Here is a 21793-nt window from a genome sequence, read left to right on the forward strand (position 1 = left end):
CAACAGCCAAAGAGCCGGTTATCTTAGAACTTCAGCGGATCGATTTTTGTCGATTCCTGATCAATCCCACCATTAATCCCGATGGATCAAGCCGTTGGGTGACTCATCGGGATTAATTGCTACTTTGAAGATCCGCCGGGCGATCGCCCTTTCTCGGTTCATAGGCGCATCGCTTCAGCCCAGCATTTTCGGCATTTTTTCGCGAAATTCTCGGCGTTGGCTCGAGATTTTCTTGGAGCTGGCTCAGGGTTTTCTCGGGGTTTTTTCGGCGTTTCATTCGTTTCTCGAGATTTTGCTTGAAATCAGGGGGCGGCTTGGCCCTGCTGAGTTTTCCCCATATCTTGCGGCAATTTTCCGATCCTGCCTTCCTCAACCCACCGTTGTAATGAGCCAATGTCGTTTTGTTCTGGGCTATCGGCGGCAATTTGGATTGTTGATGAACATCCGGAGCCACTCCGGGAACTGTGCCAAACCCTGACCCACCGGGGATATCAGGTGCGGTTTCAGACCGGACACTTGGCATTGTCCAGCGTCTTACACAACGGTTCGCAACATCCCCAGTTCCAACCCTTGGATCTGTTGGTGATTGGGCCCGGTCTTTGGCCCAACCTGACCACGGGAATTTGGGGCCCCGCACTCCAACGATTGGGAAATCTGGGCTGTCCTTGGGTGGCGATCGGGCAAGTCAGCCAACCAGAGCAGCGAATTGCGCTCTTTCGGCTGGGCGGTGCGGACTATTTGGAATGTCCCCTCCACTTGCATGAGGCGATCGTTCGGCTAGAGCGACAATTAATCCTTCAGCGGCAACGGGCAGAACTGCAAACGCAAATCCAACAGCTTCAGCGGGATATGCGAGACTACCATCGCGTTGAGATGGAGATGCAGCTTTTGCTGGCCCTGACCCAGGCGATTACGGAAGCCACGGAGATTGAAGGGGCGTTTCATGCGGTCTTGGACTGTGTTTATCACACGATCGGGTGGGACTATGGCGAAATTTGGATGCCCGACCCCAACCGCAACCACCTGGCGATGACGCGATCACACTACGCCATCTCAGACCTGGCCCTCAGTGAATTTGATGACGCGAGCCAATCCTTCGTCTTTGAGCGCGATCGCGGCGTGGTGGGTCGTGTGTGGCAAACGGGCCGCCCCCTCTGGATTGAGGATGCCACCAAAATTCAAGATGCCTTTTTTGTGCGACAAGAACTCGTGCTGCGGGCGGGGCTGCGCACCAACTTGAGCGTGCCGATCATTGCCAATGGGCAAATTTTGGCGGTGCTCTGTTTGTTTCACCGCGTGGCCATGCCCTGCGATGGTCGCCTGATTAAGCTCATGGGAGCCGTGGCGGCCCAAATGGGGGTTTTGCTTCAGCGCAAAAAAGCGGAATTGGAATTACGACGGGCCAACCTGCAACTGGAAGTGTTGGCCAAACTGGATGGGCTGACGCAAATCCCCAACCGCCGCTGCTTTGATCACTACCTGTTGCGCGAGTGGCAACGCCTAGCCCAAAATCGCTGCCTGATTGGCGTAGGGCTGTGCGACGTGGATCACTTCAAGCAATATAACGATGCCTATGGCCACCAAGCGGGGGATGAATGTTTGGTGCAGGTGGCCCGAGCCTTGAGCCACGCGGTCTCAGAATCAGCCAACCTGGTGGCCCGCTATGGGGGCGAGGAGTTCGCGATCGTTTTTTCAGACACCAACTTGGAGCAGGTCAAGGCGATCGCCCACACAATCCAGCAGGCGATCGCCCAGTTAGCGCTGGCCCATGCCCAATCCTCCGTCAGCGAGCACATCACCCTGAGCATGGGTTTTGCGATCGCCTCGCCCCATTTGCCCGACAGCTCCCCAGATGAGCTATTGCGCTGGGCTGATCAAGCGCTCTATCAAGCAAAATATGCCGGTCGCAATCAGTTTCGGGTTGCGACCCTGTCCCGGGCCGTCTGCGAAGGTTGCGAGGAAGTAGGCAACGAAATCGATCCAGGCATCGGCCAACCATCAATAATTTATAGTTAGTTGAAATTGAGGTGAAGGTGCATAGGCAGGATTAGGATGATCAATATTACTGACATGGATATCCCTCCACCCTAAGCCAGCAAACGACAGGAGCCGAAAAAAGTTATCCTTCGTCATCCAATCTCCCTTGATATCATTACCAAACGGGCCAGCAGAATGGAACGGAAAGGAATATATTTCCGAGCCATGATCAGTTTCAATAGGGTGATCTTTATATTTAGTAGATACTGTAACACCATCCACGAGTTTGAAGGCTTTGTACCCTCCCAAAGCCACGAATGTGCAAAAAACATCAATGCTATGAGATTCAGCAGAGATGTAAGGAGGATAGATTCTGTGCAAAAAAAGCTCTCTCAAGATGATGTTATCGTAATGTTCAATATCAATCTTGACATAGTAAGGAGTTCCGTAACACTCAAGGATATCAATGACGTTTTTCGCTGGCAAATAGACTTCTTCAAAGTGATCAAGGATGGAGGGAGCTGGTTGAGGAAATTGACTTAAAACATGATTAGACTTGTGAATATAGAAAGGGAGAGGCTTTGTAGAATGACCAACATTTAAAATACAGTTTTCTACAACGAGTCTTCCTTCAGCAATTTCTTTTTGAAAACGATCTTTGATTTGATCGCAGAGTAGAGGATTCGCTTCAATAGCCACCACAAGATCAGCTTTTAGGAGATAGTAAGGTAGGTCATCTCCGTTGTTTGATCCAAAGTCGTAGAGCACTTTTTTCATGAAGCCAACATCCTGAAAATCAGCCGCGATTATTCAACAAATGCCATAGATCCACTAGATCCCTATGCCATCCGTTGCATCAATATATTAGAAATGGGCAAAGCTGAACTGGTTCAGAAATGAAGCCACTGGGCAGCACCGCACCCATCAATTAGACCACGATCGCCCCAGAAATTGATCGCGCCCACAGGGAACCGCTTGAAGTCAGTAGCAAAAAGCCGAAGCGCAGTCCCACAAAAGAATCAAACCTTGGCCATAACCATTGCTTTAGCCTTAGGCCGAACACCCAACTAATCGCGCAGCACACGGGCCAACATTAGCCCGTGCAGTTGGGCCCGATCGCACAATTGCGCCACCTGGGCCGGGGCGATCGGGTTGGGTTGTTCGTAGGCCGTTAGCCAAGCAGCGGCGATCGCTTCGGGATTCGTCGGCAAGGAGGCAAGGGGCACTGGCGGTGTTGCGCCAACTTGCTTGCTCACTTCAATGCCATCGATCGACTCGTCGCAGAGAGTCCACCCCGGCGCACCCACCGACTCCAGCAACACCCGCACCTTGGGGTCATAGCTGAGACCCCAACAGCGCGACCCCTCCGCCGCCGCCATGATCAGGGCATGGAGCCGCATCCCGATCGTCAGGTTCATTTGCTGAAATAGGCCCTTCAGTTGTCGGGGATCGCTGTAGCTAACAATGCGCGATCGATTGGGCCCGAGATGTTGGGCCAGGCGCTGGGCAATTGCGCCATCGGCGATCGGCTGGAAGGGCACAAACACAATCAGAGCACCGGTTTGGCTTTGGAAGCGATCGAGCGCCACGGCTAATTTTTCCAGGCGATCGGGCGTGAGGCTAGGGTGCGATCGCAAGGCCACCGCCACCTTGGGGCCCGGCGCAACCTCCGGAACCGGCACGCTGGCCAAGGCCCAAACCGGATCCGGGGCCAACTCAAACCCCTTGACTTGCCAGGTTTTGAGCAACTGGGCCGACTCCCGATCGCGCACCGTCACCCCATCGCAAGCCCGAAAGGTCGATCGCGCAATGCCCTTCACCCACCCGCGCCGCAACGGGCCAATTCCCTGGGCCCAAGCCACCCGCCGCAGTCCCCACTGACGCGCCGCCCCCATCAACCCTGCGTAATAGAGCGGACTAGCCCAACTGGTGGCATCTTGCATCAGGCTGCCCCCGCCCCAAACCAAGGCCTGACTCGATCGCAACGCACCCCACAGGGCCGATCGATCCATCCGATTCACCGCCATCACCCCATAGCGATCGCGGGTTTCCGCAGGGTTCCCCGACAGCACCAGCGGCTCCACCCCGATCGGCAGCAATTGCAACAGCGTCGCCAACAAGGCCTCATCGCCCCCATTCCCTTGACCGTAATAGCCACACAACACAACTCGCTGCACAGACCCCATCCCTTCGATCGCATCGAGCTTAAAATACCGAGATTTCAGTCCCCAGCGTCAAGACAAAACCACAGTTTTTCTATCCCCAGTCTCCACATCCGGCAAAAGCTATTTAAATTTAATGAAATCTAGTCGATTCTCCCTCTCGTCAACTTGCAAGAATAATGCAATAAAAATTCCGAGTCATTTCAAGAATAATTTCCCTTAAAAGCTTAAAATTACTCTAGGAAGATCTTTGTAATTTAGAGCAGTGATCTTAGCCAGAGCAATGATCTGGGTTCTTGATTGATTTTCATAATTCATCGCAATAGTTTCATCCACTCCATATCAGCAATTTATTTCAATAAGCCCCTTTAAAGTCTATCCATCACCATTAAGCGAATTGCTCTAGGATCATCCCAACCCTCGCTTTTTCAGAAGAGGTTACATTTTTTACACTGCTTCTTCAAATCTTTAACTATTGAGCGTAACACTGCCAAATTCCTTGCTTTTCAAGGGTTTGTAAGTTTTTACCTCAGCTTCATCAAGGACAGCCGCAATTCATTTAATCTTCAACGTCAAAGCAAGAGATTACCTCTTTAATAAAACTAGATTGATGAAAAAGTTACCCAGCCAGTAACCAGGGTGCAACCCCAATAAATCGACACCGTTTCATCAACTGCTTCTTAGGAGTGAGACCCCATGAAACCCCAACAACTTTTAGCCAGCATCGCAACCGCCACCCTCTGCACCCTGGGTGTTGGTTTGCAAGCAGCCAACGCAGGCACAGTGTACAACGGCTGGAATTACGGCATTGATTCCTTCAAAGACGGCGTGAGCGGCTCTTTGGGTGGAATGTTTGAAATGTATGGCTTCGGGATTAAGCAAGACGGCGAAACCATCTACGTTGGTATCGATGCCCGATTGCCCATTACCGGCCAGCTCGATAACGGCGCGCTCAACAAGTCCATCACCTGGGGCGACATGTTCTTTAACTTCAGTGGCAACCCGCTACTGAATGCCCAAGGAAATCTGTTCGGCGTTCGCTTTGCCAGCACCAACGATTCAGCCGTGAAGCCCTTGGGCCTCTACAGCCAAGTCAGCGGCAAGAACGTTGCCAGCCAAAACCGTGGGTTTGCATCCTATGCGGATCAGTCGAAATACGTGACCGGTGCCAAGGGCATCGCTGGCATGGGCGAACTGACCGACGCAGAAGCCAAGGTTTATTTCAAAGATGCATCGCTGAACGTGATCAGCAAAGGACAACAGGTAGTGGAATCGGTGTTTGAATCCCTCGACAGCACCACCCTGTCAGCCTTGGGCTTCAACCTGAATGGCGCGTTGAACGGTGCCAAGCCTCCGGAAAGCAATGCCAATGGCGCAAAACGGCAAACCTTTGGCTTTAAGTTCACCCGAGGTGAAGGGATGGTGGGTGACTTTGTGGCCCACGTCTTCGCAGAATGTTTGAACGATGGGATGGCTGTGCGGGGCAACTTGGCACCGAAGCCGGAACCCACGCCGGAACCCGTTTCCCTGTTGGGTCTGGCGGCTGTGGGCGCTGCGGTGGCCACTCGTCGCTACCGTGCGGCCAAGGTTGGTTAATTTAACTGACTGGTCGAAAGGGCCAATCTAATGGGCTGATATTGGCAACCTTGGCTTAGTTTGAGCCTGAGCCATGCCCGACAAAATCCAGCAATCCATCAACTCGGGGCGATCGAGCGGCAGTTTCCCAAGAGCCAGCTCATCGCCCCAGTTGTTTTGATCTCAGGACTTTGCATTCTTGAAAAATCATTAAAATTCCGATCCCATGGGAGATTGGAAAAATATCAGATAACTAAATTAATTTTTCATCGAAGCTTCATTAAGTAAAAGTCGAATTTACAGAATCTTTAAAATTCTTTCCGGAAGTTATGACTTTAATAAGCTTAGCGAACACATCCGACGTTAAACATCCGGCAAGCGAAAAGCGGCCTCAACACTCAGTTGAGCAGGATGATTAGCCGTACTTCATTCCACTACAACGTCTTTTGGGAGCGTTAGAGACCATGAAAATTCAGCAGATTTTTGCCGGCGTTGCCACTGCAACCCTCTGCACCTTCGGAGTGGGACTACAAGCAGCCCATGCCGGCACGGTCTATAACGGCTGGAATTATGGGATTGACTCCTTCAAAGATGGCGTGAGCAACGGCAACGTCGGCGGCCTGTTTGAAATGTATGGTCTGGGGATCAAGCAAGATGGCGAGACCATCTATGTGGGAATTGATGCCCGCCTGCCGCTGACGGGTATGGCAACCGGGGGAGTCACCAACGGTTCGATCGCCTGGGGAGACCTGTTCTTTAACTTCACCGGCAGCCCGCTGCTGAACGCTCAGGGCAGCCTGTTCGGTGTGCGCTTTGCTAGCAACAATGATGCATCGGTGAAGCCCTTGGGTCTGTACAGTGGCGTTTCGGGCAAAAACGTTGGTCTGAGTAACCAAGGGTTTGGTTCCTACGCCGAGCAGTCGAAGCATGTGAGCGATCGCGGTGGTTTGCCCGGTGCAGGTGAGCTGACCGATGCGGAAGCCAAGACCTACTTCAAAGATGCTTCTTTGGGTGTGATTACCCAAGGGCAACAGGTGGTGGGGTCAGTATTTGAGGCTCTTGATGGCGCGGCTTTGTCGGCTTTGGGCTTCAACCTGAATGGTGCGCTGGGTGGTGCAACGCCGCCCCAAAGCAGTGCGAATGGCGCAACTCGCCAGACATTCGGCTTTAAGTTCACCCGGGGCGAAGGGATGGTGGGTGACTTTGTGGCCCACGTTTTCGCAGAATGCCTGAATGACGGGATGGCTGTGCGCGGCAACTTGGCTCCGAAGAAGGAAGCATCCACGCCGGAACCGATTTCCCTGTTGGGCTTGGCGGCTGTGGGCGCTGCGGTGGCCAGCCGTCGGCAACGGGCTACGGTGAAAGTCGGCTAAAGGTTGTCTGTTGACCAAAAAACGGTTTAACGGTTCATCGGTTTGTTAATGGCGAATCCATAGCCAATCCATCACTAAATCTTGCCTGCTGATTTGCCTGCTGACGGGGCTGAGTCGCGCGTTGAAGCTTTAGATTCAGGAGCTTTGGATTAGTTGATTCGGTGAGCTTAACCAACTCAGAACGGAGGGTTTCCCTGGAGGAATCCTCCGTTTTTGATTGGGCCAAGAGGGTTCGATCGGGGCGGATTCTGGGGTGATCGGGGCAGAGAGTCGCAGAAACTGGGGAATGGCGAGCCAAAAAATTGCCGAAAAGTATCGGTAAAGTCTTTCAAAATAGAGCGATTCCACAAAAATCGACAGGTATCAACTGGATGAACTCGGCGGCTTCAGTGATCGCAACGGTGAATTCTGGCTTGGCGAAATTAACGGCCCGGCCGTTGGCTCCCTGGCACTGGCGATCGCTCCCGCTGGCCGATCGCTCGGGGGCGGCGGTGTTTGCGGCCCTGTTTGCGGAAGAGCTGGCCCAGGGGGAAATTGCCGTTTTGTTGGAAAGTCCCCCTGCGCCGGAGCAGTGGTGTGCGGCGGCCCAGGAGTTGGCTCGCTATTCGATTTGTGCGGGTCGTCCCCGATCGGGACGGGTTTGGACTCCGGCAGTGGGGGACATTTTGCCCATGTTGGGCGATCGACTGGCGGAAGGCGGGGCGGCGGAGCGGCTGAATGATTCCCAGGATGAACCGGGGCCAGCGTTGCCGTTTCGGGGAGGTTGGCTGGGGTGGCTGGGCTATGACCTGGCTTGGGAGGTGGAGCAGTTACCCCAATTGCGATCGGATGAGTTGCCGTTTCCCGTGGCCTTTTGGTATGAGCCAGATTGCTTTGCGGTGTTGGATCACGGGGGTGATCGGCTTTGGCTGGCGGCGACGGTGGCGGCGGATCTCGATCGGCTCGTGGCCCAGCTAGACAAAGCTGCCACAGCGCTCCCACTGGCGGAATCGTCGGGGGCGATCGAACCAACCAGCACCCTCACTCCTCAATTCACCAGCGACCAAGCCGCCTATACCGCCGCCGTTCGCCAAGCCCAAGAGCACATCCGCGCGGGGGACATTTTCCAGGCTAATTTGTCCCTGCGGTTTTCGGTTCCTTGCCCCGCCAGCGGTTGGACGCTTTATCAGGCCCTGCGCCAAATTAATCCCTCTCCCTTCGCTAGCTATTGGCAAACCCCTTGGGGCGAGGTGGTGAGCTGTTCGCCGGAACGGTTGGTGCAATTGCGCGATCGCCAGGCCAGCACTCGCCCGATCGCAGGAACCCGCCCCCGAGGGATCGATCGCCCCGCCGATTTGGCCAACGAGGTGGAATTGCTGAATCACCCCAAGGAGCGGGCTGAACATGCCATGTTGGTAGACTTGGAGCGCAATGATCTGGGGCGGGTTTGCGATTGGGGCAGCGTGCAGGTAGATGAGTTCTTGACCGTGGAGCGCTACAGCCACGTGATGCACTTGGTGAGCAACGTGGTGGGACAACTTGCGCCCGATCGCACAGCGATCGACCTGATTCGGGCCACCTTCCCCGGCGGCACGATCACCGGTTGTCCGAAGGTGCGCTGCATGGAGATCATTGAAGCCCTGGAGCCGGTGCGCCGCAGTTTGTTCTATGGCTCCTGTGGTTACCTGGACGCAGGCGGTAATTTGGATCTGAATATTCTGATTCGGACGCTGTTGATTCCCCGCACGGCGCGATCGGGGGATTCGCAATTGGGCGATCGACTGGTTTGGGGCCAGGTGGGCGCGGGGATTGTGGCTGACTCCGACCCCGATCGGGAGTGGTGGGAATCGCTCTCGAAGGCCCATGCCCAATTGGCAGCGCTGCGACGGGTGTTGGGGTTGGATGGGGCTGGCCGGGCCGAGCCGTTCCCGTTCCCTGATCCCAATCAGCCCAATTACTCAAATTAATGCAGGCTAAATCATGCAGGCTCACTGGGTTTAGTTCCAAATCCCGTTCAGCCAATCCCGTTCAGCCAATCCCGTTCAGCCAATCCCGTTGGGCGAATTTAGCAGGCCCCAACAGGGCGGAGTTTTAGACCCAAATTCTTCCGTGATAGACTGAGGCAAGCGCTGCCTAGCTATTCCCCAAGTCCCCGGCTTTGAGCCTTGGCTTTCCGCTTCGGGCTTTGGGCAACAGTGCGGCAGCCGCAAACGCTTGGGCCCCAGGCCCCACCACAGCAGCATTTCAACCTCCATTGCGTTCGGTTGCGGCTGCTGTGCGGGTGTCTAGACCCATCGCCTCCAGCCTTTGCCCACCAGCCTTTCCCGGCCAGCGGCAAGGAAAGGTCAATTGGCGCGTTGCAAGTCGGTACAGTGAACCGGCTTTTTTTATGGCCCAATGGGGATCAGTTCCCTCCATGGGTCGTGATCAGTATTGCTTTGCACTTTGATTGCTTTGCGCTCTGGCTGACCACGCCCCATGCCCTCACTCAAGGGCAATTTCTCCAACGGTGATCTTGCCGGATTCATCTCAGAGCGTCGTTACTTAGGCACGATTCTGGGGACAGATCCGCAAGCGCGATCGGCCCTGTTTCCCTTCGGGCCGGATCACTGATCACGCGGTTGGGGGCCATTGCCCGCTCTATCGTTTGGTTTCATGGCTCATCCCGCAATTCCCCGCATTTTGGAACTTGCCACCCCGATCGCCACCGATTTGGGACTGGAGATCGTGGGGGCAACCTTCCACACCAATGAAAGCCCCCCTGTTTTGCGCCTCGAACTCCGCAACCCGATCGCCGATACCAGTCTGGATGACTGCGAACGGTTGAGCCGGGCCTTGGAGCCGGTGCTCGATGAGGCGGATGCCATCCCCGGAGCCTACGTGCTGGAAGTGTCTAGCCCTGGCCTGTCGGAGTTTTTGGAGACCGATCGGGAGTTCACCTCCTTCAAGGGGTTTGAAGTCACCGTCACCACCCGCGAGCCACACAAGGGCAAATCCCTTTGGCAGGGCAGCTTGCTCGATCGCGACGCGGAAACCCTGCGCATCAACCAAAAAGGCCGAGTGATCAGCATTCCGCGCGATTTGGTGGAACGGGTGCGCCTGGCCGACGGAGCCGAGTAGCTCAGCGGCCGACCATCCTGCGCGATCGCCCCATTGCCCATCCCCACACCCGCGATCGCGCCGAATGCTTCACCACTCCCCATTCACCTTTACGAATCTTTAGGAACCCCACACCCATGTCCATGGTTCGCCTAACCGGCCTGCAAGAAATGATCGACGGCATCAGCCGCGAACGCAACTTGCCGAAAACCGCCGTTGAAGCCGCCCTGCGTGAGGCCCTGCTCAAGGGCTATGAGCGTTATCGCCGCACCCAAAGCTTGGATGTGCGCAATATCTTTGACGAAACCTACTTCGACAACTTCGACGTGGAATTGGACACGGAAGAAGAAGGCTTCCGGGTTTTGGCCACCAAGAGCATTGTGGAAGAAGTAGCCGACCCAGACCACGAAATTGCCCTCAGCGATGTACAAGAAGTGGCCGCCGAAGCCCAACTGGGCGACACGGTGATTTTGGATGTCACCCCCGATCGGGACGACTTTGGGCGCATGGCCGCCATCCAAACCAAGCAAGTGCTGGCCCAAAAGCTACGCGACCAGCAGCGCAAGCTGATCCAAGAGGAATTCCAAGAGCTAGAAAGCACGGTGCTCCAAGGGCGCATCCTGCGGTTCGAGCGCCAATCGGTCATTGTGGCCGTCACCAGCGGCTACAGCCAACCGGAAGTGGAAGCGGAACTGCCCAAACGGGAACAGTTACCCAACGACACCTACCGCGCCAACGGAACCATCAAGGTCTACCTCAAGAAAGTTTGCGAAGGATCCCAGCGGGGGCCGCAACTCTTGGTTTCCCGGGCCGATGCGGGGTTGGTGGTTTACCTGTTCGCCAACGAAGTGCCGGAAATTGAAGATGACATTGTGCGAATTGTGGCCGTGGCCCGGGAAGCCAACCCGCCCTCGCGCCATGTGGGCCCGCGCACCAAGATTGCCGTTGACACGGTGGAGCGCGATGTGGATCCTGTGGGGGCTTGCATCGGGGCCCGGGGGTCGCGAATTCAGGTGGTTGTGAACGAACTGCGGGGCGAAAAAATCGATGTGATTCGCTGGTCTCCGGATCCGGCCACCTACATCGCCAACGCCCTCAGCCCGGCCCGGGTGGTGGAAGTGCGTCTGATGAATCCCGAGGAGCGCCAAGCCCATGTGCTGGTGGGTGATGATCAGCTCAGTTTGGCGATCGGGAAAGAGGGGCAAAATGTGCGCCTGGCCGCTCGACTCACGGGCTGGAAAATCGATATTCGCGATGTGGCTAAGTACGATCGCGACGAAGAAGATGCCAAGATGGCCAGCTATCTGGCGGAACGGGAGGCAGCCCTTGCCCTGGCAGCGGCCGAAGCGGCCGATGACTTTGCAGACGAGGAACCGGAAACCGACGACTTTGCAGACGAGGACGCTGAGTTCAGCCCTGGGGAGATTGACCCATCGGCAGCCGCAGACGATGAAACAGATGATGAGTTTGATGGCGATGATCTTGGCGATGATCTTGAGGACGACCAAGAGCAGGCTCCCCTGGACTCGGCGGCGGATGCTGACGACGATGACCAAGAGGAAGATGATCAAGACAGCGATGATTCAGACCCTGATGATCTAGCCGAGAACGACTCCGCAGACGAGGACTTCGACGGCGACGATCCGGATAGCGAGGCGCTGGATCAGGAGGCCAATTGATCCCTTGCCGCCCAACTATCGCCGTTGTTTGATTTGTCGTCGGGTGGCCCATCGATCGGAGTTTTGGCGCATCGTGCGGGTGGCCCACTCCGGTTCGGTGCAACTCGACCAAGGCATGGGGCGATCAGCCTATCTTTGCCCCTGTGCAGACTGCCTACGAGCAGCCCAGCGCAAGGATCGAATCGGGCGATCGCTCAAGGCCCCTGTCCCCGACCCCCTCTATGACCTGCTTTGGCAACGGCTAACCGCCCCGGTTCCCAACCCGGACTCTCTGGGAAATCCAACCCCACCAGAGTGAACCGCCCCCATCGCACGTCATAATAGGAAGGGACTAGACGGCTCGATCGAAATGTTTCAAATGACGGTGGGCTATGATGTCGTGACGCAATAGGATTCGAGGAAACTGGATGAGCACAGGCCGCGTGAGAATTTACGATTTAGCGAGAGAACTACATCTGGAAAATCGCGAGATCTTGGTGATCTGCGAGCAACTAAACATTCCCTTCAAAAGCCACAGCAGCACCATCACCGAATCTGAAGCCGCTCAAATCCGCGCAGCCGCTCGTCAACAGTTTGCGAATCGTCCTGCGCCCTCCAGTCCTGGCCAATCCTCTGCACCCTCGGTGAATCCAGCCTCCTCCAACCCTCCTGATTTGTCCCCCTCCGATACGCCCACAGAAGGGCGCGATTCAGCACCGGCTATGCAAAAAAAGCAGCAAATTCTCGAGATTCGCAAACCAAAGCTACGCCCCAACACCGAAGGAGCAGCCCCCGAAGCCACGCCCCCCGTCAGCCGTCCTGCACCCCCGAAACTCGTTTCGCCCAAGCGGGCCGAACCCGCTCGCCCCGAAGCGGCTAAGTCTGAGGCAGCTAAGTCTGAGGCGGCCAAGCCCGAAATCGTTGCTCCTGTGAATGTCCCCGCCCAGCCGTCCGATTCGCCCGCAGCGCCCCCCGCGGCCTCGGTTGACCTGGCCCCGGCTGAACCCAGCGCCCCCCGCCGCCCCGCCGCCTCAGGCGATCGCCCCGCCGCTTCGGCAACACCGGAACCCATTGCCGAAAAGAAAGCCGAACTGAAAACCCCGCCCCGTCCCGGCACAGCGCCGCGTCCGGTCAAAAAGCCCGAGCTGGTGGGGCCGCCATCGCGGCCGGCCAAGCCCGCCGAAAGCAAGCCTGCTGAACCCCGCGCGGGTGCGCCCAGTCGCCCATCCCGCCCCACCCGGCCCGGCGAGGCCAAAGGCCCCGCAGCCGGCGGCCCTGGCAAAGGGGCCCCGCCAACCATCGTGGAGTTGCGCCGGCCGAAACCCGTGCGCCCCACCGAAGCCACAGCCGACGGTAGCGCTGACGGCACGGCCGCAGCCCCCGCGGCCAAACTGCTGGAAAAACCCACACGCCCGGCCAGCAGCGGCGAAGATTATGAAAACAAGCTGAATCGCCCGACCCTGAATCGCCCCACCAAGAAGGGCAAAGATTGGGAGGCGGAAGAGGAAGAGCGGGCCAGAATTGCCAAGGACAAGGCTGGCAAGAACAAGCGCCGTAACCAGGTGGAATTCGAAGACGAAGACGACTTCGAAGAAGATGATGAACTGATGATGGAAGGGGTGGACGGTCAGCCGGCTCCCTTCCAGGTCAGCCTATCGATCGCCCGGCCGCCGAAGCCCAAGGGTGTTACCCCGCCGAAGCCCGCTCCGCAGCCCAAACCGGTTACCAAGAAAGGGGCCTCGCGCCCGCCTCAACGGGAACGTCGGGAACAACAGGTCAAGAAGGAACGACCGGAGCTGATTACCCTCACGGAGGGTCTGACGGTGGCCGAGTTGGCCGAAAAGCTGGCCGTTCCAGAAACGGAAGTGGTGAAGCGCCTGTTCTTGAAAGGGATGGCCGTCAGTATTACCCAAACCCTCGATGTTCCGACAGCCACCATGGTGGCCGAGGAGTTGGGGGTGATGGTGGAAACCGCCGAGAAGGAATCGGAAGCCCGCAAGGTGACCGAAATGCTCGATGTGGCTGACCTGGAAAGCCTCCAGCGCCGCCCGCCGGTTGTCACGATCATGGGTCACGTAGACCACGGGAAAACCACCCTGCTCGACTCGATCCGCAAAACCAAGGTGGCCCAAGGGGAAGCCGGTGGCATTACCCAGCACATTGGGGCTTACCACGTGCAGGTGGATCAAGAGGGCGGCAGCAAGAAGGTGGTCTTCTTGGATACGCCGGGTCACGAAGCCTTCACGGCCATGCGTGCTCGGGGGGCACGGGTCACGGACATTGCCATTTTGGTGGTGGCGGCCGATGACGGGGTGCAGCCCCAAACGATCGAGGCTCTCAGCCATGCCCGCGCGGCGGAAGTGCCGATCGTGGTGGCCATTAACAAGATTGACAAGGAAGGTGCAAATCCCGATCGGGTGAAGCAGGAACTGGCCGAGCGCGGCCTTGTGCCGGAAGAGTGGGGCGGGGACACGATTATGGTTCCCGTGAGTGCCCTCAAGGGTCTCTATTTGGATGACCTGCTGGAGAACCTGCTGTTGGTGGCAGAAGTGGAAGACTTGATGGCTAATCCCGATCGCCTGGCGCGCGGGACGGTCATTGAAGCCCACCTCGATCGGGCCCGTGGTCCGGTGGCCACCCTGCTGGTGCAAAACGGAACCCTGCGAGTTGGCGACATCCTCCTCGCCGGCCCGGCTCTGGGCAAGGTGCGGGCGATGATTGACGATCGTGGTCATCGCGTTGATGCCGCCACTCCTTCCTTCGCCGTTGAGGTGTTGGGTCTGAGCGAAGTTCCGGCCGCTGGGGAAGAATTTGAAGTCTTCGCCAACGAAAAAGATGCCCGGGCGATCGCCTCTCAGCGCAGCGACCAACAGCGCCAAAGCCGTCTGCAACAGGCCATGGCTTCCCGTCGCGTTAGCCTCACCAGCATTTCTGGTCAGGCACAAGAGGGCGAGCTGAAGGAACTGAACCTCGTGCTCAAGGCCGATGTACAAGGCTCCCTGGAAGCCATTCTGGGATCTTTGCAACAACTGCCCCAAGACGAAGTGCAAGTGCGCGTGTTGTTGGCTGCACCGGGTGAAATTTCCGAAACGGATATTGATCTGGCTGCCGCCAGTAGCGCCGTGGTTGTGGGCTTTAACACCACCCTCGCGCCTGGTGCTCGTCGCTCCGCCGATGAAGCGGGCATTGATGTCCGCGAATACAGCGTGATCTATAAACTGCTGGACGACATCCAAGCCGCCATGGAAGGGATGCTCGATCCGGAAGAGGTGGAAGAACCGCTGGGTCAAGCGGAAGTTCGGGGCGTGTTCCCGGTGGGTCGCGGCACGGTGGCCGGTTGCTATGTGCAGTCGGGCAAGCTGATTCGCGATTGTCTGCTGCGGGTGCGCCGTGGCAAGGAGTTGGTGTTCCAAGGTCGCATGGATTCGCTGAAGCGGTTCAAGGAAGACACCAAGGAAGTGAACAGCGGCTACGAGTGCGGTGTGAACTCCTCGGGCTTCAACGACTGGCAAATGGGCGACATCATCGAGGCTTACCGCCTGGTGGCCAAGCGTCGCACCCTGTCCCTCTAGGACATTTTCGGAAGGTTAATCAGCGAAGCAGTGGACTGATTCGCTGAGGGCGATCGAGTTCATAGTCCGATCAATTCCGGTTCGATCGCCCCATCACCCTTGATCTGGGTTTTCATCAGCCCCGACTAGTCACTAACCACGTGCTAATCGGGGCTGATTCTTTTGTCTGGCATCACAGCCCGATCGCATCGGGTCTGTTAAAACTGACGAAATAGTCCAGCGGGGAAACCGAAACCCAAGGTGGCTCTGGATCGTCATTGAGCCATTCTGAGCCTGCTGATTATTTTTGCTGTTTTTGATTGCTTTGAATGATTACGCTCTACACTGCTCCGTCCCGTTGGGGGCTGGCTAGCGTCAGTCCGGCTTGCATGGAATTGGAAACTTGGTTACGAATTGCCGAGTTACCCTACCAAACAGCCTTAGCCACCGCTCAGGATCTGGCTCAGGCCCCCTATGGCAAAATTCCTTTTATTGAAGAAGCAGGGCAAAAATGGGGCGACACCGCGTTAATTATTGAGCGCTTTCGCCAAACCCAAGGTGTTGATTTGGAAGCTGGTTTGAGCCAGGCTGATCGCGCGATCGCCCTAGCTTTCCGTCGCCTGATTAAGGAACATCTCTACTGGGGTGGAATTGCGATTCGCTACCGCGATGAAGAAAACTGGCAAGACTATCAAAACTTAGTCTTGACTCTGGTTCCCAGTCACTGGAGCAAGGCCCAGAGCGTGGCCTTTGCGGAGAAATTTCGCCAAAGCATTCTGCAACAGATGACGCAACAGGGCCTGGGCCGACTGAGTGACGCTGATTTATATCAACTTATTGCGGCGGATTTGCAGGCCCTTTCGGATTTTCTGGCCGATAAGCCCTTTTTTATGGGCGATCGCCCAACCACGCTGGATGCCACAGCCTACGGTCACATTGGGAATTTCATTGAGCCACCCTATTCCAGCCCGATCGTGGACTTTGCCCGCCAAAAACCCAACCTCTGCGACCACTACCAGCGCATGTCAGCACGCTTTTTTGCCGACAGGGAGACCGAGCAGAAAGCGTCTATGCTGGTTACAAAGCTTGCCCAGCCGTTGGATAGCGCCTTAGCCGAAGAAGCAGGGCCGATCGGGTTGTCCATGAATGAACTTTGATGAATGAATTTTGATCAAACCAGCCGTCATTCAACTGGCCGTAGTCCAATAAGTTTGGGTCTGGACTAGCCTTGATGAAACCGGTCTTGATTAAAACAGCCTTGATCCAACTGGCTTTCATTCAACCGGCTGAGCAACTAACACACAGAACGAATCAAACAGAGAGGGAAGGAGGTCGATCGTGCAGGGGCCAAAACGCGATCCGTATCTTTGGGTGCATTTGGCGGGGTTGGCAGCGCTGCCCCTCTGTGCGGAGTTGTGTTTACTGGGGTTGGCGGCGGGGGATCCTCTGCTGCCAGGTGGCTGGGACTGGCTGTTGGTGGGGCTGTTGGGAACTGCTCCGATCGTGGCCATGCAGTGGTTGCGCCCGTTTTATCCCTTTTCGGTTTTGCTGGTGAGCCTGCGGGCCGATCGCCTCAACGAAACTCAGCAACGAATTTTGCAACGCTGGGCCGGCTGGGAAACCAAGGCGATCGCGCTGGTTGCGTCCCTTTTGGTGCTTTGGGCTTTGCAACGGCTGGATCAACTCTCCCCCTTGGCGGCGGAAATTGCCCCCCTGGATCAACGGGCGATCGGGCTGTTGGTGGTGTGGTTGGGAGCGCTTTTGGGCAGCCTGCTGCTCACCGTTGCCCTCGTGTCTTTGTGGGTGTTGCTCACTCCGCAGACCGCCTTCAGCGAGATCGAGCCTTTTCCCGTTGGCAACGTTCCCAGCAGCTTCCTGCGCCTCAGTATCCGGCTCACCAAAGTCTTACCAGATTTGGAAAATGCCCCAGTGGCCGCGCCCGCCAAGGTTCCTGAACCAGAGTCAGCAACGCCCCCAGAAACCACCAATGCGCCCCAGGAAGAGGCCGCCGCGATCGCCCCGGAGAATCTCCCGATTTCTGACGATCCCGAGCCACTGGATGCCACCGAGCCAGTGAGCACGGCTGAGCTATTGGCTACTTCTGAATTAGTGACGGATTCGGCGGCCGTTGAGGAGAGCGAGTCTCCTGAGGCGATCGAGTCTACGGAATCTGAGCCGATCGCAAGCACTCCTAATGAGCCTGAGTCGATCGAGTCTACGGAACCTGAGCCGATCGAGTCTACGGAACCAGACTCCACCGAACCAGAACCCACCGAAGCGACCAGCAATCCCGAAACAGCAAACCAAGCCACCGATGATGATGATTGGGGCGATATGGTCAGCGATAGCGACAACCACAGCGATGGCGGTAATGATGGCGATGGCCACTAGGTTCAGGGCATCGGTTTAAACAGTTTGGTTGAACAAAAAGTTGAACAAAAGCAAAACCCGACCTAGCACAATGCCAAGTCGGGTTTTGAGCAAGTTAATTCGTCGGCTTGTTAACCAGACAACCGGTTTTTAGATCACCAGTTTCTGATTAGCAATCAGTGATTAACCGTAACGGAGTGGAGCTGGAGGGAGTCGAACCCATCGTCCGCACCAAGTAGTTATACCTTGTTCATTCACAGGCTTAGTCTCGTTGACCCTTGAGACGGGGACCACTACTTAATCCCTAGCGGTAGGATGCCTCGATTAAAGTCTTTGCTAGCAGGCCAACCGAAGAAGACCGGACAGCGCATCCGTTGGGGTTAAACTCGGTGACCTTAACGGAGTCGGACAGCGAGTGCTCAACCGTCTAGTTAGAGGTGTTACAAAACTTAGGCAACAGCCACAGTCTTGCGAGCGAAAGGAACGATGTTGTTCGCATCTACTTTTTTGAGCCATTGATTTACGAGAGTTAGCCCGCTCTCGGCCTGCATCACTCAGTACCTGTTCCCAGCACGTCGAAACCGTGACAGCCCCGTGGTGTTAGCAGTGTTTTCCAGCGTTCTTAGGGTTGCGATCGCCCCAAGCTAGGTTTGGCGACGGCCATTCCAGGAGGGCAACGGCAAACTAAGTTGAGCTTTCAGGAATCAAGGCATTAATTAGTGCATTCCCAATTAATTTGTTCCTCGGCGCTCTTGAGCTGGCTGCTATGGGAGTAGATAACCATCGTTGAATGCTCCTGTATTCTATCGCGATTGGCGGGCGATCGGGCAAGGGCAATTGGGCGATCGGGGCGAAATTTCCCTACTTGTGGCTACGGTTTTGCGCCCTGGAAAGCTGCTAGCCCAAACGCGAGCCAACTGACAATGAGACCCACGCCCCCGATCGGGGTAATGACACCCAAAATTTTGGGCGCGCCGAAACTGAGGGCATAAAGGCTGCCACTGAACAGCACCATCCCCAACAGGGCAGACACCCCGGAGATCGGGAGGCTCGGGGCCACGGGTTTGGGCATCGCGCCCATCGCCACCGCAACCATCCCCAACAGCAGCGCATGGATGAGTTGATAGCGGGCAGCCGTTTCAAAAATCGCCAAGGCGCGATCGCTCAGTTTTTCCGCTAGCACATGGCTGCCGAAGGCCCCAGCCGCCACCGCCATTGCTCCTAAAAATCCAGCCCCGCCTAAAAACCAACGTTCCATTTGATTCACACCAGATTTATTGACACCAGAATTATTGACACCAGATTTTCTTGACACCGAATTTTAATGAATTCGGCCTTCCCTTAATTCCGAAAGCCATACTCAAGCACAAAGAAATCGGGATGAAAGCCAGCCAAAGGCTCTCGCAATTTAACCAATTCAGATTCAGGGCCGTGAATTGCTAGGCAGAACCTAGGCAGAACCGTGATGAATTGCCATGATCTGATCCGCAGCCCGTTGACCTGATCGATAGGCTCCGTGAACCGTGGCCGCATGATTGCGAGAGGTGGCTTCCCCAGCAAAAAACAGGCGATCGGCCACGGGTTTGGTCAGTTGACCGCGATCGCTCAAGGTCGCCCCCACTCGCAGGAAGGAATAGGAGCCGCCCGCAAAGGGATCGCGCCCCCAGCGAGTCACCCAAACCGCCGTTGGGTCAGGAATTTTGGGGCCAAACATCCGTCGCAGAGCCTTGAGGGCACTGGCGGCCTGTTGCCCGTCGCTGAGAGCTTCCAGCTCGCGGCCCTGTTGAGCCGCATTAAACCCCAGCAAAATGGGGCGATCGCTGACCCGCTGGAAATTCACCCACTCATTCCACAGACCCGGCGGATCGGAAACAAACCCGATCCAATCCGGCTCTGAGGGCCAAAAGGAGCGAGGGAATTCTAAATAGATTTTGTTCAGAATGCCCATTCCCAGTCGATTGATGGCGCTTTGGTGGGTCTCGGGCAGGGCTGGGGCAAAGGTCACTTGACCCGACTGCAACACCCCGATCGGCAAGGTCACCACGGCTGCGATCCCAACCCATTCGCCGCGATCGGTGGTGATTTTGACTCCCTGTTGATCATGCTCAATTCGGCGCACCACCTGGTTGAGCTGCAATGTCAAACCACTGGATAAGCGACGGGCGATCGAGTCGTAGCCGGTGGGGAACAGCACATCTGCCCCCTCAAAACCGTCGCCCGCATCCCACTCATTGGCCGATAGCTCCGCCATCGATCCGGCATATTCATGCTCGATCGACCCCTTCAGCAATGTCCAAACCGCCCGTTCATCCTCGGCCGTGAGGTTAGCCCGCTGAACCAAGGCTTGCAAGTCCGCTAGCAGTGGGCGATCGGTGGAACGCTTTTCCCGCAACCGGTTCTGTTGAGCCAACACCTGCTCTAACACCTGCTCTAGGCGATCATGCCGGGCATCATCCACTAACCGACCATCCCAGTCATAAAGCCACTGATTTTCGGCATCCGTGGCCACGGTGGGAATTTGCCACTGCTGAGCCAAGGCGGTGATCGGATTGCCCTGGATGCCATGGATCCAACTGGCTCCCAAATCCAGCGCCACCCCCTTCAGGGCCGAGGGTCGCAAAGACCACAAACGCCCCCCGACCCGATCGCGCCCCTCCAGCACCACCGGATCCCACCCGCGCGATCGCAACTGACGGGCCGCGGCCAACCCGGCAATTCCCGCCCCAATAATCAAGACCCGGCGGGACGATTCAGCCTGCGTTAGCCCTGTCATTGATGGAGATTGTGGTGATGGGACTTGTTTGGATGACGATTGTTGAGCATTCAGCCCCCATCCCTGACCGCAACTCACCAAACTAGCACCGGCCGCACCACCCAGCATTAACCGCAAGAATCGATCGCGCTTCATGGCCAACGCGCCACCCTTTGCCGCTTGTTTTTTTCCAGGATAGGCCGCCAACTCCAGACCTGGATTAGCCCTCTCCCAGTTGACCAGAGGCAATCAACGGCAGCTTCTAGCCATCTCCATTAATCTTCCTGAATTACCCACTGATTCCCATGATTCGGGCCCGGTAATTGGGTTACCATCGAAGACCCGCGCTTGCATTGGGTCCGCTCTGCCATGTATCGTCCCAATCCAGAAAAAAAGCCGCTACGTAGAGCGCTGTTACTGCAACGCCAGGTTATGCCGCAAAACAAATGGCACAACCTCAGCACGGCCCTGCGCGATCGGATCCAGTCCCTCCCAGAGTGGCAAACGGCACAGGTGATTTTTGCCTATGTGAGCCATCGTTTGGAGCCGGATATTTTGCCCTTGGCGCACACGGAGTTGGGACGCAACAAAATTTGGGTGTTGCCCCGTTGCCAAGGGGAATTGCTGATTTGGCATCGCTGGCAACCAGGCGAACCGCTGGAACCGGGGGCCTATGGGGTTCAGGAACCCGCTAGCGATGCGCCCGTGGTGGAACCAACGGCGGCGGATTTAGTTTTGGCCCCCTGCGTTGGGGCCGATCGCCTGGGCTATCGGCTAGGCTACGGGGGAGGATACTACGATCGACTGTTGGCGGAGGTGCGCTCCAATACCCACACGATCGGCGTATGTTTCGACTTTGCCCTATTGGACGCGCTACCCACGGATCCTTGGGATCGGCAATTTGAAGCCTTTTGCACCGAAAGCCAGGTGATTCACCCCCAATCCCACGGCCCCACCCAAATTCGGATCACGATCAAACTTTTTGCCGTCTATCAAGAAACATTCGGCAAATCAGAGCTGATTTGGGAATTGCCCGCTGGCATCACGGCCGGTGAAGTTTGCGATCGGATGATCCAAAAACATCCCAACCTGGAACATTGGCGAAACATGACCCGCTTCGGCATTAACTTTCAGTTTGTGCCCGATAGTACCCTGCTGCGGGATGGGGATGAACTGGTTTTAATTCCACCGGTCAGCGGCGGTTAATTGTTCCATTGTGATTTCCAAGTTGGATCGTGCCTGACTCAGTCATGCTGGGTCAGGCGCAGTATTGATGCGATTAATGCGTCTGAAATCC

16 protein-coding genes and 1 other RNA gene are annotated in these 21793 nt (G+C 56.4%); 12 read left to right on the forward strand and 5 right to left on the reverse strand.

Going from position 1 to position 21793, the window contains the following annotated elements:
• The first annotated feature begins 393 nt into the window (after nt 1-393).
• Nucleotides 394-2016 (forward strand): diguanylate cyclase, encoded by a 1623-nt coding sequence (locus H6F46_RS15865; RefSeq protein ID WP_190355656.1) that lies wholly within the window; start codon nt 394-396, stop codon nt 2014-2016.
• On the opposite strand, the gene H6F46_RS15870 is transcribed toward H6F46_RS15865, so the two are convergent.
• Both H6F46_RS15870 and csaB read right to left on the reverse strand, forming a co-directional pair.
• Nucleotides 1999-2754 (reverse strand): hypothetical protein, encoded by a 756-nt coding sequence (locus H6F46_RS15870; protein ID WP_190355657.1) that lies wholly within the window; start codon nt 2752-2754, stop codon nt 1999-2001. The two genes, H6F46_RS15865 and H6F46_RS15870, sit on opposite strands and share 18 nt — an antisense overlap.
• Nucleotides 2755-3044: 290 nt before the next feature.
• Nucleotides 3045-4163 carry a polysaccharide pyruvyl transferase CsaB gene (gene csaB / locus H6F46_RS15875; protein WP_190355658.1) on the reverse strand — a complete coding sequence of 373 codons (1119 nt, stop codon included), beginning with the start codon at nt 4161-4163 and terminating at the stop codon, nt 3045-3047.
• A 672-nt stretch (nt 4164-4835) separates the two neighbouring features.
• Here csaB and H6F46_RS15880 point away from each other — a divergent pair.
• The 10 genes from H6F46_RS15880 (at nt 4836) to H6F46_RS15920 (ending at nt 17765) form a co-directional block, all read left to right on the forward strand.
• Complete coding sequence (locus H6F46_RS15880; protein WP_190355659.1) at nt 4836-5735, forward strand: XDD3 family exosortase-dependent surface protein; 900 nt, start codon at nt 4836-4838, stop codon at nt 5733-5735.
• Between the two features lie 443 nt (nt 5736-6178).
• Nucleotides 6179-7087 (forward strand): XDD3 family exosortase-dependent surface protein, encoded by a 909-nt coding sequence (locus H6F46_RS15885; RefSeq protein WP_190355660.1) that lies wholly within the window; start codon nt 6179-6181, stop codon nt 7085-7087.
• A 371-nt stretch (nt 7088-7458) separates the two neighbouring features.
• Nucleotides 7459-9033, forward strand: a complete 1575-nt coding sequence (locus H6F46_RS15890) for an anthranilate synthase component I (RefSeq protein ID WP_190355661.1) — start codon at nt 7459-7461, stop codon at nt 9031-9033.
• 511 nt (nt 9034-9544) lie between these two features.
• Nucleotides 9545-9679, forward strand: a complete 135-nt coding sequence (locus tag H6F46_RS19620; protein ID WP_255508522.1) for a hypothetical protein — start codon at nt 9545-9547, stop codon at nt 9677-9679.
• A 42-nt stretch (nt 9680-9721) separates the two neighbouring features.
• The gene (rimP, locus tag H6F46_RS15895; RefSeq protein ID WP_099532892.1) at nt 9722-10186 is read left to right on the forward strand and encodes a ribosome maturation factor RimP; all 465 of its coding nucleotides are present in this window, start codon (nt 9722-9724) and stop codon (nt 10184-10186) included.
• Between the two features lie 116 nt (nt 10187-10302).
• Nucleotides 10303-11844: a transcription termination factor NusA gene (gene nusA / locus H6F46_RS15900; RefSeq protein WP_190355662.1), complete on the forward strand. Its 1542-nt coding sequence runs from the start codon at nt 10303-10305 to the stop codon at nt 11842-11844.
• Between the two features lie 4 nt (nt 11845-11848).
• Nucleotides 11849-12142, forward strand: coding sequence for a YlxR family protein (locus H6F46_RS15905; RefSeq protein WP_099532894.1), 294 nt, complete (start codon nt 11849-11851; stop codon nt 12140-12142).
• A gap of 109 nt (nt 12143-12251) precedes the next feature.
• Complete coding sequence (gene infB, locus H6F46_RS15910; RefSeq protein ID WP_190355663.1) at nt 12252-15395, forward strand: translation initiation factor IF-2; 3144 nt, start codon at nt 12252-12254, stop codon at nt 15393-15395.
• A 308-nt stretch (nt 15396-15703) separates the two neighbouring features.
• Nucleotides 15704-16531: a glutathione S-transferase family protein gene (locus H6F46_RS15915; RefSeq protein WP_190355664.1), complete on the forward strand. Its 828-nt coding sequence runs from the start codon at nt 15704-15706 to the stop codon at nt 16529-16531.
• 181 nt (nt 16532-16712) lie between these two features.
• The gene (locus tag H6F46_RS15920) at nt 16713-17765 is read left to right on the forward strand and encodes a low-complexity tail membrane protein (RefSeq protein ID WP_190355665.1); all 1053 of its coding nucleotides are present in this window, start codon (nt 16713-16715) and stop codon (nt 17763-17765) included.
• Nucleotides 17766-17939: 174 nt separating this feature from the next.
• Here H6F46_RS15920 and ssrA read toward each other — a convergent pair.
• The 3 genes from ssrA to H6F46_RS15935 form a co-directional block, all read right to left on the reverse strand.
• Nucleotides 17940-18338: a transfer-messenger RNA gene (ssrA, locus tag H6F46_RS15925) on the reverse strand.
• Nucleotides 18339-18615: 277 nt separating this feature from the next.
• The gene (locus tag H6F46_RS15930; protein WP_190355666.1) at nt 18616-19002 is read right to left on the reverse strand and encodes a DUF423 domain-containing protein; all 387 of its coding nucleotides are present in this window, start codon (nt 19000-19002) and stop codon (nt 18616-18618) included.
• 192 nt (nt 19003-19194) lie between these two features.
• Nucleotides 19195-20703: an FAD-dependent oxidoreductase gene (locus H6F46_RS15935; RefSeq protein WP_305068609.1), complete on the reverse strand. Its 1509-nt coding sequence runs from the start codon at nt 20701-20703 to the stop codon at nt 19195-19197.
• 162 nt (nt 20704-20865) lie between these two features.
• On the opposite strand from H6F46_RS15935, the gene H6F46_RS19925 reads away from it, so the two are divergent.
• Nucleotides 20866-21702: a 5-formyltetrahydrofolate cyclo-ligase gene (locus H6F46_RS19925; RefSeq protein ID WP_190355667.1), complete on the forward strand. Its 837-nt coding sequence runs from the start codon at nt 20866-20868 to the stop codon at nt 21700-21702.
• Nucleotides 21703-21793 lie beyond the last annotated feature (91 nt).

The sequence above is a fragment of the Limnothrix sp. FACHB-1083 genome (assembly GCF_014696485.1).
In the GTDB taxonomy this organism is placed as follows: Bacteria; Cyanobacteriota; Cyanobacteriia; order CACIAM-69d; family CACIAM-69d; genus CACIAM-69d.

Coding starts and splice junctions, on each gene's coding strand:
- H6F46_RS15870 (WP_190355657.1), bottom strand. CDS start 2,754: ATGAAAAAAGTGCTCTACGACTTTGGATCAAACAACGGAGATGACCTA.
- csaB (WP_190355658.1), bottom strand. CDS start 4,163: ATGGGGTCTGTGCAGCGAGTTGTGTTGTGTGGCTATTACGGTCAAGGG.
- H6F46_RS15915 (WP_190355664.1), top strand. CDS start 15,704: ATGATTACGCTCTACACTGCTCCGTCCCGTTGGGGGCTGGCTAGCGTC.
- H6F46_RS19620 (WP_255508522.1), top strand. CDS start 9,545: ATGCCCTCACTCAAGGGCAATTTCTCCAACGGTGATCTTGCCGGATTC.
- H6F46_RS15880 (WP_190355659.1), top strand. CDS start 4,836: ATGAAACCCCAACAACTTTTAGCCAGCATCGCAACCGCCACCCTCTGC.
- H6F46_RS15885 (WP_190355660.1), top strand. CDS start 6,179: ATGAAAATTCAGCAGATTTTTGCCGGCGTTGCCACTGCAACCCTCTGC.
- H6F46_RS19925 (WP_190355667.1), top strand. CDS start 20,866: ATGTATCGTCCCAATCCAGAAAAAAAGCCGCTACGTAGAGCGCTGTTA.
- infB (WP_190355663.1), top strand. CDS start 12,252: ATGAGCACAGGCCGCGTGAGAATTTACGATTTAGCGAGAGAACTACAT.
- H6F46_RS15930 (WP_190355666.1), bottom strand. CDS start 19,002: ATGGAACGTTGGTTTTTAGGCGGGGCTGGATTTTTAGGAGCAATGGCG.
- rimP (WP_099532892.1), top strand. CDS start 9,722: ATGGCTCATCCCGCAATTCCCCGCATTTTGGAACTTGCCACCCCGATC.
- H6F46_RS15865 (WP_190355656.1), top strand. CDS start 394: ATGTCGTTTTGTTCTGGGCTATCGGCGGCAATTTGGATTGTTGATGAA.
- nusA (WP_190355662.1), top strand. CDS start 10,303: ATGTCCATGGTTCGCCTAACCGGCCTGCAAGAAATGATCGACGGCATC.
- H6F46_RS15890 (WP_190355661.1), top strand. CDS start 7,459: ATGAACTCGGCGGCTTCAGTGATCGCAACGGTGAATTCTGGCTTGGCG.